Annotated in this window: 15 protein-coding genes; 9 read left to right on the top strand and 6 right to left on the bottom strand. The window is 71.8% G+C overall.

The genetic code is table 11. From position 1 onward, the window contains the following. Positions 1-95: 95 nt before the first annotated feature. Positions 96-1496: an RNA polymerase sigma factor gene (locus tag LCD35_RS13380; RefSeq protein ID WP_224955405.1), complete on the bottom strand. Its 1401-nt coding sequence runs from the start codon at positions 1494-1496 to the stop codon at positions 96-98. A gap of 306 nt (positions 1497-1802) precedes the next feature. After that, positions 1803-2561, bottom strand: coding sequence for a polyphosphate--glucose phosphotransferase (ppgK, locus tag LCD35_RS13375; RefSeq protein ID WP_224955406.1), 759 nt, complete (start codon positions 2559-2561; stop codon positions 1803-1805). An 87-nt stretch (positions 2562-2648) separates the two neighbouring features. Here ppgK and LCD35_RS13370 point away from each other — a divergent pair, with 87 nt between their 5' ends. Next, complete coding sequence (locus LCD35_RS13370; protein ID WP_224955407.1) at positions 2649-3455, top strand: inositol monophosphatase family protein; 807 nt, start codon at positions 2649-2651, stop codon at positions 3453-3455. Between the two features lie 70 nt (positions 3456-3525). On the opposite strand, the gene cei is transcribed toward LCD35_RS13370, so the two are convergent. Next, the gene (gene cei / locus LCD35_RS13365; protein ID WP_224955408.1) at positions 3526-4254 is read right to left on the bottom strand and encodes an envelope integrity protein Cei; all 729 of its coding nucleotides are present in this window, start codon (positions 4252-4254) and stop codon (positions 3526-3528) included. Positions 4255-4611: 357 nt separating this feature from the next. Between cei and LCD35_RS13360 the strand changes: the two genes are divergently transcribed. Then, on the top strand, positions 4612-4914 hold the full coding sequence (locus tag LCD35_RS13360) for a DUF4193 domain-containing protein (protein ID WP_224955409.1): 303 nt from the start codon (positions 4612-4614) through the stop codon (positions 4912-4914). Positions 4915-5224: 310 nt separating this feature from the next. Here the strand turns inward: LCD35_RS13360 and LCD35_RS13355 are convergent, their stop codons facing one another. Beyond that, entirely contained in the window at positions 5225-5728 is a 504-nt protein-coding gene (locus tag LCD35_RS13355) for a DUF3093 domain-containing protein (RefSeq protein WP_224955410.1), read from the bottom strand. A gap of 24 nt (positions 5729-5752) precedes the next feature. Between LCD35_RS13355 and dut the strand changes: the two genes are divergently transcribed. The 4 genes from dut to LCD35_RS13335 all read left to right on the top strand — a co-directional run bounded on the left by dut (position 5753) and on the right by LCD35_RS13335 (position 8241). Further along, positions 5753-6247, top strand: coding sequence for a dUTP diphosphatase (gene dut / locus LCD35_RS13350; protein WP_224955411.1), 495 nt, complete (start codon positions 5753-5755; stop codon positions 6245-6247). A gap of 4 nt (positions 6248-6251) precedes the next feature. After that, a complete protein-coding gene (locus LCD35_RS13345) occupies positions 6252-6890 on the top strand; it encodes a DUF3710 domain-containing protein (RefSeq protein WP_224955412.1) in 639 nt (212 codons plus the stop codon). A gap of 197 nt (positions 6891-7087) precedes the next feature. After that, positions 7088-7465 carry an OB-fold nucleic acid binding domain-containing protein gene (locus tag LCD35_RS13340; RefSeq protein ID WP_224955413.1) on the top strand — a complete coding sequence of 126 codons (378 nt, stop codon included), beginning with the start codon at positions 7088-7090 and terminating at the stop codon, positions 7463-7465. Beyond that, a complete protein-coding gene (locus LCD35_RS13335; RefSeq protein ID WP_373689967.1) occupies positions 7462-8241 on the top strand; it encodes a DUF3159 domain-containing protein in 780 nt (259 codons plus the stop codon). The genes LCD35_RS13340 and LCD35_RS13335 overlap by 4 nt, the downstream gene beginning before the upstream one ends. 185 nt (positions 8242-8426) lie before the next feature. Here the strand turns inward: LCD35_RS13335 and LCD35_RS13330 are convergent, their stop codons facing one another. Both LCD35_RS13330 and LCD35_RS13325 read right to left on the bottom strand, forming a co-directional pair. Continuing rightward, positions 8427-9086, bottom strand: a complete 660-nt coding sequence (locus LCD35_RS13330; protein ID WP_224966436.1) for a TrkA family potassium uptake protein — start codon at positions 9084-9086, stop codon at positions 8427-8429. Beyond that, complete coding sequence (locus tag LCD35_RS13325) at positions 9086-9751, bottom strand: TrkA family potassium uptake protein (protein ID WP_224955415.1); 666 nt, start codon at positions 9749-9751, stop codon at positions 9086-9088. The genes LCD35_RS13330 and LCD35_RS13325 overlap by 1 nt, the downstream gene beginning before the upstream one ends. Positions 9752-9989: 238 nt before the next feature. On the opposite strand from LCD35_RS13325, the gene LCD35_RS13320 reads away from it, so the two are divergent. From LCD35_RS13320 to dxs, 3 genes are all read left to right on the top strand, one after another. Continuing rightward, a complete protein-coding gene (locus LCD35_RS13320; RefSeq protein ID WP_224955416.1) occupies positions 9990-12002 on the top strand; it encodes an APC family permease in 2013 nt (670 codons plus the stop codon). After that, on the top strand, positions 11999-13240 hold the full coding sequence (locus tag LCD35_RS13315) for a class I SAM-dependent RNA methyltransferase (protein ID WP_224977545.1): 1242 nt from the start codon (positions 11999-12001) through the stop codon (positions 13238-13240). Before LCD35_RS13320 ends, LCD35_RS13315 begins: the two co-directional genes overlap by 4 nt. A gap of 551 nt (positions 13241-13791) precedes the next feature. Further along, positions 13792-15723, top strand: a complete 1932-nt coding sequence (dxs, locus tag LCD35_RS13310) for a 1-deoxy-D-xylulose-5-phosphate synthase (RefSeq protein ID WP_224955418.1) — start codon at positions 13792-13794, stop codon at positions 15721-15723. The last annotated feature ends 31 nt before the right edge of the window (positions 15724-15754 follow it).

The following is a 15754-nucleotide window of genomic DNA, read 5'->3' as shown; positions in this document are numbered from 1 at the left end:
CCGGCCCCGCGGCGGGGGCGCCCCCCCGCCCCCCCCCCCCCCCCCCCGGCGGCCGGACCCCCGCGGGGTACCGGCCTCCAATGCGGTTCGGGAACTCAGTCCAGGTAGTCGCGCAGCACCTGGGACCGCGACGGGTGGCGCAGCTTCGACATCGTCTTCGACTCGATCTGCCGGATGCGCTCGCGCGTCACCCCGTAGACCTGGCCGATCTCGTCCAGCGTCCGCGGCTGGCCGTCGGTGAGGCCGAAGCGCAGCCGCACCACGCCCGCCTCCCGCTCGGACAGCGTCGCCAGCACCGACTGCAGCTGGTCCTGCAGCAGCGTGAACGACACGGCGTCGACGGCGACGACCGCCTCGGAGTCCTCGATGAAGTCCCCGAGCTGGCTGTCCCCCTCATCACCGATCGTCTGGTCCAGCGAGATGGGCTCCCGGGCGTACTGCTGGATCTCCAGCACCTTCTCCGGGGTGATGTCCATTTCCTTCGCGAGCTCCTCGGGCGTGGGCTCGCGGCCCAGGTCCTGCAGCAGCTCGCGCTGGATGCGACCCAGCTTGTTGATGACCTCGACCATGTGCACCGGGATGCGGATGGTGCGGGCCTGGTCGGCCATCGCGCGGGTGATGGCCTGCCGGATCCACCAGGTGGCGTACGTGGAGAACTTGTAGCCCTTGGTGTAGTCGAACTTCTCGACCGCGCGGATCAGCCCGAGGTTGCCCTCCTGGATCAGGTCCAGGAACGCCATGCCGCGGCCGGTGTAGCGCTTGGCGAGGCTGACCACGAGCCGGAGGTTGGCCTCCAGCAGGTGGTTCTTGGCCCGCTCGCCGTCCCGGACGATCCAGCGCAGGTCGCGCTTCATCTGGAACGTGAGCTTCTCGTCGGCCTCCTCGGCCTGGCGGAGCCGCTCGGCGCCGTAGAGGCCGGCCTCGATCCGCTTGGCGAGTTCGACCTCCTCCTCGGCGTTGAGCAGCGCGACCTTGCCGATCTGCTTCAGGTAGGCGCGCACCGAGTCGGCGGAGGCGGTGAGCTCGGCGTCCTTGCGGGCCTGCCGCAGCGCCTCGGACTCCTCCTCGTCCCAGACGAAGTCGGAGTCGGTCTTGCCGTCCTCGTCCTCGGGGACGGTCGGCTCCTCCGGGATCTCCACTTCGACCTCGGCGAGGTCACCCACGTCGGGCGAGGTCAGGTCGGTCTCGATCGGTTCGTCGATCTCCAGACCTTCGCCGTTCTTGGCGGTGTTCTTCGCACCGGCCTTGCCCGCGCCGGACTTGGCCGGAGCGGCCTTGGTGCCCTTCTTGGCCGCCGGCTTCGCGGCGGTCTTGCGACCCGCCGACTTCGCGGCTGTCGCGGACTTGGCCTTCGCCGCGCCGGTACCGGTCTGGCCGGTCTCTTGCGCGGACGCCTCGGTCTGGGACTGGGATGCGGACTTGGCCGACGAAGACTGGCCACCGCCGGCGGTTGCAGCGGAGCTGGAGCGTCGGGTTGCGGTTTCTGCGGCTGCCACGTACGCCCTTTCGCGACGGTCGATCAGGGCAGGCCGGAGGGCGCGAAACCTCGGCCGCCAGAGGTCGGGGACGACCCACCTGCCAGAACTTCCGAAGCGGAGTCGATTTCGGCTGAACGCCTGTTCCGGCGCCGTGCCGGAGGTTCCGGATGAGGTCGGTCGTGTTCCATTGTAACCGCGACGGTGGAGTGCGGTTCCGCTGCAAGGCGGAGATCGGTCCCGTCCCAGCGCAACGCGGTCCTTCCGAGATCACTCGGACGGACGTACCGGGGAAACGCCACGACATCGCCCCGGTCGCCGTCGAGATCAGTCTCCGAGCGCCGCCGCGGCCGTGGCCGCGCCGACGATGCCCGCGTCGTTCTTCAACGTCGCGGCCACGATCGGCGTGCGGACGTCCAGCAGCGGGAGCCACTTGTGCGCCTTCTTGCTGACCCCGCCGCCCGCGATGAACAGGTCCGGCCAGAGGAACTTCTCCAGGCCCTGGACGTAGCGGCTCACCCGCGGCGCCCACTCCGGGTAGCTGAGGTCCAGGTCGTCCTTCACCGAGGCGGCAGCCTGCTTCTCCGCGTCGTGCCCGTCGACCTCGATGTGCCCGAACTCGGTGTTCGGGACCAGCTTGCCGTCCAGGAACATCGCGCTGCCGATGCCGGTGCCGAAGGTCAGCACGACCACCAGCCCGTTCCGGCCCGCCCCTGCGCCCGAGCGCATCTCGGCGAGGCCGGCGGCGTCGGCGTCGTTGAGCACGACCACCTGATCGCGCGACTTGCCGAGCCGTTCCGCGAACAGCGCCTGCGCGTCGGTGCCGATCCAGCTCTTGTCGATGTTCGCCGCCGAATGGGCGACACCCTCCTTGATCACGCTGGGCAGGGTGACGCCGACCGGACCGGACCAGCCGAACTTCTCGACGATCTCCGCGACCGCGTCGGCCACCGCGTCCGGTGTCGAGGGGTGGGGGGTGGGGATTCGCATGCGTTCTTCGGCCAGCACACCACCGTCGATGTCCACCGGACACCCCTTGATGCCGGACCCGCCGATATCCACGCCGAAACCGCGGGCAGTGCCCATGCCCGATCCTTCCTATTCGATTCAGAACGAGGTGTGCAGACCTTATCCGCGCTGTGCTGCGATGTGAACGTGGGATTGACAGCTGACATGGACAACGAAACCCTCCGCGCCGTCGCGACGCAGGTCGCGGGCGAGGCGGCCGAGCTGGCGAGCACGATTCGTGACGAATCGGTGACCGGCGGTGCGGTGCGGACCAAGAGCACGGAGACCGATGTCGTCACCGAGGCCGACCGGGCGGCCGAGCGGCTCGTGCGGGACCGGCTCGCCGAGCTGCGCCCCGGCGAATCGGTGCTCGGCGAGGAGGAAGGCGGCGCGGGAGCGCTGGACGGGCTGCGCTGGGTCGTGGACCCGATCGACGGAACCGTGAACTACCTCTACGGCTACCCCTGGTACGCCGTGTCGCTGGCCGCGCAGGTCGACGGCCGGTCCATCGCCGGGGCCGTGGTGGAGCCGGTTTCGGGCCGGGTGTGGAGCGCGGCCGAGGGCGGTGGTGCGTTCTGCGGCGAGGAGCGGCTGCGCGCCTCCGCTGCTGACCGGCTCGACCTGGCCCTGGTGGGCACCGGGTTCGCCTACGACGTCGAGCGGCGCCGCGGGCAGGCCGCGGCGACCGGCAGGCTGCTGGGGCGGGTGCGCGACATCCGGCGTTCGGGCGCGGCCTCGCTGGACCTGTGCGCGGTCGCGGCGGGATGGCTCGACGCCTACTACGAGGTCGGGTTGAAGCGGTGGGACTGGGCGGCCGGAGCGCTCATCGCGCAGGAGGCCGGTGCGCTGCTGCGGTTGCCCGCGGCCGGGACGTCCGACGGGCTCGGTGACGAGGCGATGGTCTGCGCGGCGCCGGGCGTCGCCGACCGGCTGACCGCGGTGCTGCGCGAAGTGGGGGCGTTCGAGGTGTGAACGCCACGATGCCCGCCTGCCGTCCGGGACGGCAGGCGGGCATCGCCGCGTTCGGGGAGCCGGTGCCGGCTCAGCAGGCCACGTCGCGGGCGGCTTCCAGCAGCTCCTCGTCGATCTGCGGCGCCCGGACCTCCTGCTCGGCGGCGCCCTGCGGCTCCCGGTTCTTCAGCTCCTGCAGGATCTGCCGGGCCTCCGGCTTGTTCCGGATGTCCCGGAAGTCCTTGCCCAGCGCCAGGTCCAGCGTGTCGCCGTTGCGGTCGTCGCGCACCAGCTGCGCGCACGGGACCATCAGGCTCAGCGTGCGGGCCGCGCTCGCCCCGGCCGCGCCGAAGCGGATCTGGCCGTGGCAGTCGAGGTCGTAGTTCGGGTAGACCGGGTCGTTGTCCGGCTCACCGCCGGGCGCGAACCCGTAGTTCGTCAGCTCCTGGCTGATGAGACCGGCCTGGTTGGCCTCGCCGTTGCCGTTGAGCACCCGCACCTTCACGTCGTGGGCCGGGATGGGGTTGGTGCGGTCCAGCGCGTCGCGGGGCAGCATCTGGCCCAGCGCGGGCGGTTCCTGCTGCGGATCGGCGTCGGGTTCGGGCGGCGCGGTTGGCGCGCCCGGGACGGTGCACCGGGTGGCGGTCTCGACGTCCTCGGTGGTCTCGAAGACCCGGGTCCACATCAGACCGGACAGGACGACCAGCAGCCCCAGCACGAGCAGAGCTGGCAGCGGTCGCCGTCGCCGGTATCGGGGGCCTTGGGCGCCCCAGCGTGAAGTCGCGGCTGACACGTCCTGCCACTCTCCTCTTGCCGTCATCGGATCGGACGTTGCGCGATCAGCCTAGGCGTTGGCGGTCGGTTCCGCGTCGCCGGACAGGCCGTCGTGTCGCACTCGTTGCGTCTGCTGAAGCAGACGTTCGGGTGATCTTGTCGGATGCCTCGGTGCAGTGCACACCACACATATGGGTGACCTCATGCGTCTGCGGTTCGAGGATGGGCTACCCTCTCGGCGCCTCGGGCAGTGACGGGGAGCGAGAGCGGCTCGTTTCAGGGGGAACTTGGGGCGCAGCAGGCGAGATCACCGTCACGCATGCCTCCGGGCACAAATGAGAGCCCTGGAACGTTTACCAGCGGCACACCATTGCAGTCTCCACTATCGCAGGGGTGAATCACGATGGCGACCGACTACGACGCTCCGCGCCGCAGCGAGTCCGAGGAAATGACGGAAGACTCGTTGGAGGAGCTCAAGGCGCGGCGCAACGAAGCGCAATCCGGCGTCGTCGACGCCGATGAATCGGAGATCGCGGAGAACTTCGAGTTGCCGGGAGCCGATCTGTCCGGTGAGGAGATGACCGTCAAGGTCCTGCCCAAGCAGGCCGACGAGTTCACCTGCTCCAGCTGCTTCCTGGTGCACCACCGCAGCAGGCTGGCCGAGGAGCGCAACGGCGGCCTGATCTGCCGCGACTGCGCTGCCTGAGCAGTACCGGACGGGGTCCGCAGGCGGGGTGGCCTGCGGTGACGCCCGGACGGGCCTGGTGGCGAGGGCGACCTGGAGGGGCGTTCTCGCGGTCGGGCCACGGCTGTCCGGGCGCAGCACGACCCGGCGGCTTGGGCCGGGGGGCCCACCGGTCCGGGGCGGGCTGATCGGCTGCGGCGAGTCGGCGGACGCGGCGAATGGGAACGGCGAAGACCGAACACGGACCTGGGCTCACGAGTGGTCGTGCGCCCAGGTTTGTTGTTTCCGGTGGCCGACGGCCGGAGTGGCGCGGTGTGCTCCGCGGATCCGCTCAACTCCGCAATGCGGCGGCCAATTGCTCCGGACGGCGGGAACTCACCACCCAGTAGGGGGTGGGGTCGTCTTCGTCGTCGAGCCAGATCCGCACCGATGCGGGTGCCCAGGGACGGTGCACCACGAATGCGGCCGGATCGAGTTCCGGGCCCAGCGCGCGCCGCTTCTCCGCGGCGGGCACCACCTCGGCGTCCTCGATGAAGCGCAGCGGCACGTGCGCGTCGCCGACCCACAGCTCCCCGCGGGTGACCTCGATCTTCGTCCGGCCGAGCCACAGCGGGACCGCCACCGCGATCGGCAGCAGCAGCACGTACGGCAGCCACGCCCGGATCCCCGGATAGCCCATGTGCACCTCGGCGGCCAGCAGGCCCGCCATCACCAGCGGCAACGGCCAGGTCCACCAGGCCGCGTACAGCCGTTCCCGGTAGGTCCGCGACTCGCCGACGTTCCCCTGACCGGGGGCGTCCGCGGCGGGGCTGGTTGCTTCTGCGCTCTCCGACACGCCTCCAGGGTAGTCTCGCCGCCCGTGCCGAACGTGAAGGTCCTGCTGACCCGTCTCGACCCCGAAGTGCCGATCCCGTCGTACGCCCGGCCCGGTGATGCCGGCGCCGATCTGGTGACGACCAGCGACCTCGTGCTGCGCCCCGGCGAGCGAGCGCTCGTCGGCACCGGCGTCTCGCTCGCGTTACCCGAGGGGTACGCCGGGTTCGTGCATCCCCGTTCCGGGCTGGCCGCGCGCGCCGGGTTGGGGGTGGTGAACTCCCCGGGCACGATCGATTCCGGGTACCGCGGTGAGATCAAGGTCTGCTTGATCAATCATGATCGTGCTGAGACCTTGTCGCTGCGGCGCGGCGACCGCATCGCCCAGCTGGTCGTGCAGCGCGTGGAGTGCGCGGTGTTCGAAGAGGTCGAGGCGCTGCCCGAATCGCAGCGGGGGACCGGTGGCCACGGATCCACCGGCGGGCACGAGGTGCTGACGGGACCGGCGTCCGCCGGTTCCGAGCACAGGACGGAGGTCTGAGGGGATGTTCGGATTGGGCCGTCGCGGGCGGGACTCGCGGCAGGACGAGGGCGTGCCGGCGGAGAGCGCGGAGGCCGCCGGGTCGGAGTCGGGCCTGGGGCCCTACGACCTCGGTGAGCTGCCCGCGGGCGACGAGGTCGAGCGGCTGGACCTGGGTTCGGTGCGGCTGCCGGTACCGGAGGGCAGCCAGCTGCAGGTCGAGGTGGACCCGGCGGGCCCGGTGCGCGCGGTGCACCTGGTGACCCGGGTGGGCCGGTTGACCATCAGCGCGTTCGCCGCGCCGCGCAGCGCCGAGCTGTGGCCGGAGGTCCGCGCCGAGCTGACCGCGCAGCTGCGCCGGGACGGCGCCACGGTCCACGAGGAGGACGGCGAGTGGGGCCGCGAGCTGGTCGGCGACTCGCCGCGCGCCGCACTGCGGTTCGTCGGCGTCGACGGCCCGCGCTGGATGGTCCGCGGGGTGGCCGCCGGGCCGGCGGAGACCGCGGAGGCCTGCTCGAAGCTGCTGTACACGGTGCTCGACGAGACCGTGGTGGTCCGCGGTGAGGACCCGCTGCCGGTGCGCACGCCGCTGCCGATCGAGTTGCCCGAATCCATCGCGCGGCACATCCAGCAGGCGCAGAACGGCGAGCAGCAGCAGGCCTGATCCCGAAGTTGATCACGCTTTCGGGTGATCGACTTCGTTTTGGCGCCAGGGTGGCGACGCGCGGCTGAGCGCGGGCTACGCTGGTGTTCGGAGCGCGCAGCAGTGCCCCGAGAAGTCATCGGAAGACCCGGTGGCCCGCCGTTCCGACGGGCTTCCGCCGATCGTGTTCAGTCCCAGGCGTACGTGGAGCGCTAGCGATGAGCAACACCGGGGGCGGCTACTGGCGCCGCTTCATGCGTCGGTTGACCAGCGACGTCGCCGAGCTCGACGCCGACGACCTCTCCGAGCGCGCGCAGGCGGACGGGGCGCAGCGCGCCTGCGACTGCCGGTGCGGCCAGGAGGCCGTGGTGCTGGGCAGGCTGCGCAGCGTGGACATGTCCCCGAAGAACTCCGCTCCGACGCTGGAAGCCGAACTGTTCGACGGCACCGAAGGCGTGACGCTGGTGTGGCTGGGGAGGCGCCGGATCACCGGCATCGAACCGGGCCGCACCATCAAGGCCCGCGGCCGGATCGCGGTCCGGGACGGCTGCAAGGTGCTGTACAACCCCTACTACGAGTTGCAGAACACCGCATGAGCGAACGCGAGACACCGGCGGCCGACCACCAGCGGCCCGCCGCCGAGCCCGAGACCGGGCAGGTGCCACCGGGCGCCGCGGACGACGCCGCGACCCCGCTGTCCGAGAAGACCCTGTTGGAGCAGATGGGCGGGGTCTCCGGCCTCGCCTACTCGGCCGTGCCGATCGTGGTGTTCGTGCTGGTGAACGCGTTCACCGGGATGATGCCCGCGATCTGGTCGGCGATCGGCCTGGCGGTGGCGATCGCGGTGTGGCGCCTGGTGCGCAAGGAACCGCTGCAGCCCGCGATCTCCGGGGTGCTGGGCGTGGCCGTGTGCTCGTTCATCGCCTACCGCTCCGGGGACGCCAAGGGCTTCTTCCTGCTGGGCATCTGGACCAGCCTGGTGTACGGCGGCGTGTTCCTGCTGTCGGTGCTGGCGCGCTGGCCGCTGGTGGGCGTGGCCTGGTCGGCGCTGAACTCGCTGGGCTTCGGCTGGCGCAAGCAGCGGGCGGCGCTGCGCGCCTACGACATCGCCACGCTCGCGTGGGTGGTCGTGTTCGCCGCCAAGTACGTGGTGCAGCAGTGGCTGTACAACGCGGACGAGACCGCGTGGCTCGGGTTCGCGCGGATCGCGATGGGCTACCCGCTGACGGTGCTGGCGCTGCTGGTGACCGTGTGGGCCGTTCGCCGCGCCTCGAAGATCGCGCAGGAGGCCGCGGACCGCGAGCAGGCCGAGCGCGACGCCGCCGACCGGGCCGCCTACGCCCGCCACACCCTGCCCGAAGGCGAGAACTGAGCTCCTCCCGCCTCCGCTCGCCGCGGGGACGGGTGAACCTCCCGTCCTCGTCGCGGGATCGTCGGCTCCGCCGCACGGGGGCGCCGTCCCCGCGAGGGCGGCGCTGAAGCACCCGCGGGGCCCTGCTGCCCAGATGGTGGCTGGCTCCCCGCCTGCGGGAGCAGGGGGACTCCGCTACCAGTCGCTCAGCGGCCGTGGACCGCTTCGCGGATCTGCGGCTCCACCTCGGCCGCCGCCACGAACAGCAGCTCGTCGCCGGCCTCCACCGGGTCGTCCTGCTGCGGGACGATGACCCGGCCGCCGCGCAGGATCGTCACCAGCGCCGCGTCCGGCGGCAGCGCCAGGTCCCGCACCCGGCGGCCCGCGAGCGAGGTGTCCTGGGGCAGGGTGATCTCCACGAGGTTCGCCTGGCCCTGCCGCAGCGTCATCAGCCGCACCAGGTCGCCCACGTTGACGGCCTCCTCGACCATGGCGGCGAGCATCCGCGGCGTGGACACGGCCACGTCGACGCCCCAGGAGGTGGTGAACAGCCACTCGTTGCGCGGGTCGTTGACCCGGGCGACGACGCGGCGCACCGCGAACTCGGTCTTCGCCAGCAGCGAGACCACCAGGTTCACCTTGTCGTCGCCGGTGGCCGCGATGACCACGTCGCAGGACTGCAACCCGGCCTCCTCCAGCGAGGCGAGTTCGCAGGCGTCGGCGAGGACCCACTCCACGTCGGGGAGGGTCTTCGGCCGGTAGTTCTCGGTGCCGCGCTCGATGAGCATGACCTGGTGGCCGCCGTCGAGCAGCTCACCGGCGATGGAGTGGCCGACGGCCCCGGCGCCGGCGATCGCGATGCGCATCACTCGGTCTCCTCTGGTGCGCGCAGCGCCGCCGCGGTGACGTCGGTGACGGTGCCGGACAGCGCGGCGACGTAGACGTCGTCGTCGGCTTGGATGACGGTCTTGCGGTCGGGCAGCACGCCGCCGCCGAAGCGCATCACGAACGCCACCCGGGCGCCGGTGGTGTCCTCCAGCTCGACGACGCGCCTGCCGACCCAGTCCTCGTGCAGCGGCAGCTGCAGCACGGCGACGGCGCCGGACGGTTCGCGCCAGGCGGTCGCGACCCCTTCGGGCAGCAGCATCCGCAGGAACCGGTCGGTGGTCCACGGGACGGTGGCCACGGTGGGGATGCCGAGCCGCTCGTACACGGCGGCGCGCTTCGGGTCGTAGATGCGGGCGACGACGTGCTCCACGCCGAACGTCTCGCGCGCCACCCGGGCAGCGATGATGTTCGAGTTGTCGCCGTTGGAGACGGCGGCGAACGCCGCGGCGGATTCGATGCCCGCTTCGGTCAGCACGTCCCGGTCGAATCCGTTGCCGGTGACCTGGCGGCCGGTGAAGTCTTTGCCGAGCCGGTGGAACGCGCCCTCGTCCTTGTCCACCACGGCGACGGTGTGGTCGAGCCGTTGCAGGGCGGCGGCGAGGGATGCCCCCACCCGGCCGCAGCCCAGGATCACGACGTGCACGGCCTTGTCTCCTCATCACGGGCGGTCGGCGGCACGGCGGCCGACCGCCGCGCCAGCGTGACGGTACCCGGCGAGGCGGCTGCGCGGCTGCCGCACGCTCGCCGGCGGGGAACCGCCGCTCTCAGCGTGTGCACGGTAGCCGAGGCCGACGGCGCCGGTCACGCGGCCGGGGGCGGGGAGACCTGCGCCACGGGCGGGCCCGGCGGCGCGCGCGAGCGGAGCACTTACGCTCATGCCCGTGTCCAAGCTCGCGACCGCGACGAAACGCCTGCTGGTAGGGCGTCCGTTCCGCAGTGACCGGTTGTCGCACACGCTGTTGCCGAAACGGCTGGCGCTGCCCGTGTTCGCCTCCGACGCCATGTCCTCGGTGGCGTACGCACCGGAGGAGATCTTCCTGGTGCTGTCCGTGGCGGGCCTGTCCGCCTACGCGTGGACGCCGTGGGTGGGAGCGCTGGTCGCGCTGGTGATGCTCACCGTGGTGGCCAGCTACCGGCAGAACGTGCGGGCCTACCCGTCCGGCGGTGGCGACTACGAGGTCGCGACCGTGAACCTCGGCAGGCACGCCGGGTTGACGGTGGCCAGCGCGCTGCTCGTCGACTACGTGCTGACCGTCGCGGTGTCGATCTCCTCGGCGGCGGCGAACGTCGGCGCGCTGATCCCGTTCGTGGCCACCCACAAGGAGTGGTTCGCGGTCGCGGCGATCGTGGTGCTCACCGCGATCAACCTGCGCGGCCTGCGCGAATCCGGCGGCTTCCTGGCCGTGCCGGTGTACGCGTTCCTGCTCGGCGTGCTCGGGATGATCGTGTTCGGCCTGTTCCGGGCCGTGGTGCTGGACCAGCCGATGCGCGCGGAGAGCGCGGGCGTCGAGGTCATGCCGGACGAGAACCAGCTGGCCGGGCTCGCGTTCGTGTTCCTGGTGATGCGCGCGTTCTCGCAGGGCGCGGCCGCGCTGACCGGGGTGGAGGCGATCAGCAACGGCGTTCCCGCGTTCCAGAAGCCGAAGTCGCGCAACGCGGCGACGACGCTGCTGATGATGGGCGCCATCTCGGTGGCGATGCTGATGGGCCTGATCTGGCTCGCGCAGCTCACCGGGGTGCGGCTCGCGGAGAACCCGGCGGCGCAGATCACCTCGGCGCCGCCCGGCTACGTGCAGCACACGATGGTGGCGCAGATCGCGGGCGCGGTGTTCGACGTGTTCCCGCCCGGTGCGTTCTTCGTGACGGCGGCGACCGCGATCATCCTGGTGCTGGCGGCGAACACCGCGTTCAACGGGTTCCCGGTGCTCGGATCGATCCTCGCCCAGGATCGCTACCTGCCGCGCCAGTTCCACACCCGGGGCGACCGGCTGGCGTTCTCCAACGGGATCCTGTTCCTCGCCGCGTTCGCGGTGGTGCTGGTGCTGGCCTTCGACGCCGAGGTCACCCGGCTGGTGCAGCTGTACGTGGTGGGCGTGTTCGTGTCGTTCACGGTGAGCCAGACCGGCATGGTGCGGCACTGGAACCGGCTGCTGCGCAAGGAGCAGGACCAGGCGGCGCGGCGCCGGATGCGGCGTTCCCAGGCGATCAACGCGTTCGGGCTGGTGCTGACCGGATCGGTGCTGGTGATCGTGCTGGTGACGAAGTTCGCGAAGGGCGCGTGGATCGCGCTGGCGGCGATGGGCGCGATCTACCTGCTGATGACGGCGATCCGCAGGCACTACGACTCGGTGCAGGAGGAGCTGGCGGAGTACGACGCCGAGCCCGCGGTGCTGCCGTCGCGCAACTACGCCCTGGTGCTCGTCTCGCAGCTGCACCTGCCGACGCTGCGCGCGCTGGCCTACGCGCGCGCCACCCGCCCCGACACGCTCGAAGCGGTCACCGTGAACGTCGACGACGCCGGGACCAGGAAGCTCACCGCCATCTGGGAGTCGAAGGACATGCCGGTGCCGCTGAAGGTCATCGAGTCCCCGTACCGTGAGGTGACCCGGCCGCTGATCGAGTACGTGAAGCGGATCCGCCGCAACAGCCCCCGTGACGTGGTCACGGTGTTCATCCCGGAGTACGTGGTGGGGCGCTGGTGGGAGCAGGTGCTGCACAACCAGAGCGCGTTGCGGCTCAAAGGCAGGTTGCTGTTCGAGCCGGGGGTGATGGTGACGAGCGTGCCGTGGCAGCTCGCGTCGTCGACCCGGGCGAAGCAGCGCGCCAAGACCCGGGTGATGCCGGGCGCGTTGCGCCGCGGTTTGGGCGAATCGAAGGGGACTGAACGTCGGTGACCGAGAAGTTGGATTGGACCGGCAGGCGCCTGAAGCTGGACGTGGGGCCGGTCGCGCACGGCGGCCACTGCGTGGCCAGGCACGAGGGGCGCGTCGTGTTCGTGCGCCACGCGCTGCCCGGCGAGGTGGTGCTGGCCGAGGTCACCGACGACCCGGGCAAGGGCTTCTGCCGGGCGGACGCCGTCGAGGTGTTCACCGCCGCGGAGGGGCGCGTCGCGCCGCCGTGCCCGCTGGCCGACATGGCGCTGGGCCACGACCGCTGCGGCGGCTGCGACTGGCAGCACGCCGACCACGGCACGCAGCGGGAGCTGAAGGCGGCGGTGCTGCACGAGCAGTTGCAGCGCCTCGCCGGGCTGGACCGGTCCGTCGAGGTGCAGGAGCTGCCCGGCGGGCCGTTGCGCTGGCGCACCCGGGTGCGGCTGGCCGTGGACCGGGTCGGGCGGCCCGGGTTCCACCCGCACCGCAGCCACCGGGTGCTGCCGGTGCAGGACTGCCCGATCACGGTGCGCGGTGCGCTGGACGGGCTCACCGACCGGGAGTGGCCGCAGGGCGCCGAGCTGGAGGTCGCGGCCGACGCGGACTCCGCGGTGCACCTGACGCTGCGCGAACGCGCCCCGCAGCGCCGCCGCGGCAAGCGCGGTGCCGTCGTGAGCACGCCGGTGCACGGTTCCGCCACGGCGCGGGAGCAGGCCGCCGGCCGCTCCTGGGACGTGTCCGCGGACGGCTTCTGGCAGGTGCACCCGGCGGCCGCCGACACCTTCGCGCGGGCCGTCGCCCGGATGGCGCAGGTTCCGGCGGGCGGGGTGGCCTGGGACCTCTACGGCGGGGTGGGGCTGTTCGCCTCGGTGCTCGCCGAGCAGGCCGGGCCCGCCGGGGACGTGCTGCTGGTGGAGTCCTCGCGGCGCGCCACCGAGGACGCCGTGGCGAACCTCCGCGACCTGCCGCAGGTGTCGTTCCGGGCGGGCACCGTGGAGGAGGTGCTGGCCGACGAGGAGCTGCCCGCACCGAACGTGGTGGTGCTGGACCCGCCGCGCAAGGGCGCCGGGCGCCGCATCGTCGAGGCCGTGTGCGCGGCGGGGCCGGAGCGCGTGGTCCACGTGGCCTGCGATCCGGCGGCGCTGGCGCGGGACGTGAGCCTGTTCGCCGAGCAGGGCTACCGGCTCGCGGACCTGGAGGCGTTCGACGCGTTCCCGATGACTCATCACATGGAGTGCATAGCCCTCCTGACCCGCGGCTGACGCCTGTCTCGCTGTCTTCTGCTGCGTAGGGCTGGGGCGGCGGAACCTCAGCGGGATTCTCGCTGCGGGATCTTTTTCCCTAGTGGCTCCGCCACGAGGAAAAAAGCTGTCCTCGCGAGAATCCCGCTGAGAACCCGCGGGTGGTCCTGTTGCGTGCGTGGGCGCTGCTCATCGGCTTCGCCGCTGACAGGACAGGGCTATGACGCGGCCGGCTTCCCGGGCCGGGTGGTCGTCCGCCTCGAACGTGCGACGTGTGCGGTGAGTGGTCGCGTTGGTCGGAACGGGTGGTGCTGGTCCGCTCGACTGGAGGAAATCCCGCTGCGCAAGCCGTTCCCAGTTGTCGCCGGGTGTTCGTTGTGGCCGGTGAGACCGGTGCGGGCGTCGCCTTGACCGGTGATCCGGCCTCCCCGGTGGCGTGCGTACCTTGTCCGGAGCGGGTGGTCGTGCTCCGTAGACTGGTCGCGGTTCCCCGAGGGTGAGCCCGGCCGTCGCGAGGCGCCCCGCCCCGGTGGTGAAGGCATGTGATGCGGGATGACGAACGAGGTGGAGCGGTGACGCTGCTGGAATCCGTGCAAGGTCCGGCCGACCTGAAACGCCTGGAGCACGGTGAGCTGGTGGAGCTGGCCGCTGAGATCCGCTCCTTCCTGATCGAGAAGGTGTCCCGCACCGGCGGGCACCTCGGCCCGAACCTGGGCGCCGTGGAGCTGACCTTGGCGGTGCACCGGGTGTTCGACTCACCGCGGGACGCGGTGGTCTTCGACACCGGGCACCAGGCGTACGTGCACAAGATCGTGACCGGTCGTCAGGAGGGCTTCGACCGGCTGCGCAAGCGGGACGGCCTGTCCGGCTACCCGTCGCGCGCCGAGAGCGAGCACGACCTGGTGGAGAACTCGCACGCCTCCACCTCGCTGTCCTACGCGGACGGGCTGGCTCGGTCGTTCCAGCTCACCGGCGGCGGCAGGCACGCGGTGGCGATCGTCGGCGACGGCGCGCTCACCGGCGGCATGTGCTGGGAGGCGCTGAACAACATCGCCGCCGACCAGGAGCGCCCGCTGGTCATCATCGTCAACGACAACGGCCGCTCCTACGCGCCCACCATCGGCGGGTTCGCCGAGCACCTCTCGGCGCTGCGGCTCAACCCGGGCTACGAGAAGGCGCTGGAGCGCGGCCGCAGCACGCTGCGCAACCTGCCCGTGGTCGGCAGGCCGCTCTACACCGGCCTGCACGCCGCGAAGTCCGGGCTCAAGGACGCGTTCAGCCCGCAGGTGATGTTCTCCGACCTCGGCATCAAGTACCTCGGCCCGGTCGACGGGCACGACATGAAGGCCATGGAGCAGGCGCTGGCGATGGCGCGCTCCTTCGGCGGCCCGGTGATCGTGCACGCCGTCACCCGCAAGGGCAACGGCTTCGCCCCGGCGGAGAACCACGAGGCCGACCAGATGCACCAGGTGAAGGTGATCAACCCGGAGACCGGGCTGCCGACCTCGCCGACGCCGAAGAGCTGGACGAACGTGTTCTCCGACGAGCTGGTGCGCATCGGTGGCGAGCGCTCCGACGTGGTGGCGATGACCGCCGCGATGCTCGGGCCGACCGGCCTGGACAAGTTCGCGAAGGCCTATCCGGACCGCTGCTTCGACGTGGGCATCGCCGAGCAGCACGCGATGACCTCCGCCGCGGGCATGGCGATGGGCGGGCTGCACCCGGTGTTCGCGGTGTACTCGACGTTCCTGAACCGCGCGTTCGACCAGCTGCTGATGGACGTGGCGCTGCACCGCCAGCCGGTGACGGTGACCTTGGACCGCTCCGGCATCACCGGTGACGACGGTGCCAGCCACAACGGCATGTGGGACATGTCGATCCTCGGCCTGATCCCGGGCATCCGGGTGGCGGCGCCGCGCGACGCGGTGACGCTGCGGGAGGAGCTGCGCGAGGCCGTCGCCGTCGACGACGGGCCGACGGTGGTGCGGTTCTCGAAGGGCTCGGTCATCGAGGAGGTCCCGGCGCTGGAGCGCGTCGGCGGCGTCGACGTGCTGCATCGGCCGGACGGGGGCGAGCGCAGCGACGTGCTGCTGGCCGTCGTCGGCGCGTTCGGCGAGACCGCGGTGGCCGCGGCGCGGCGCCTGGCCGCGCAGGGCATCGGCGTCACCGTCGTCGACCCGCGCTGGGTGACGCCGGTGCCGCAGCAGGTCGTGACCATGGCCGCCGAGCACGAGCTGGTCGTCACCCTGGAGGACGGCGGCAGGCACGGCGGATTCGGCTGGGCGCTGGCGGCCGCGCTGCGCGACGCCGGGGTGGACGTGCCGCTGCGCGACCTGGCGGTGCCCAACGAGTTCCTGCAGCACGCCTCCCGCGAGCAGGTGCTGGCCGACCTGGGCCTCACCGAGCAGGACGTGGCGCGCCGCGTCACCGAGTGGGTCGCGGACCGGCTCCGCGACCAGCAGCAGGTCGCCGAGCTGGACGGTCCGGCCCGCCGCGAGGCCTGAGCAGCACGACCGGCGGCCCCGCCACCCGCGT

The organism is Saccharopolyspora sp. 6V (genome assembly GCF_020176785.1).
Classification (GTDB): Bacteria; Actinomycetota; Actinomycetes; order Mycobacteriales; family Pseudonocardiaceae; genus Saccharopolyspora_C; species Saccharopolyspora_C gregorii.
This window is presented reverse-complemented; position numbering and strand designations above follow the sequence as displayed.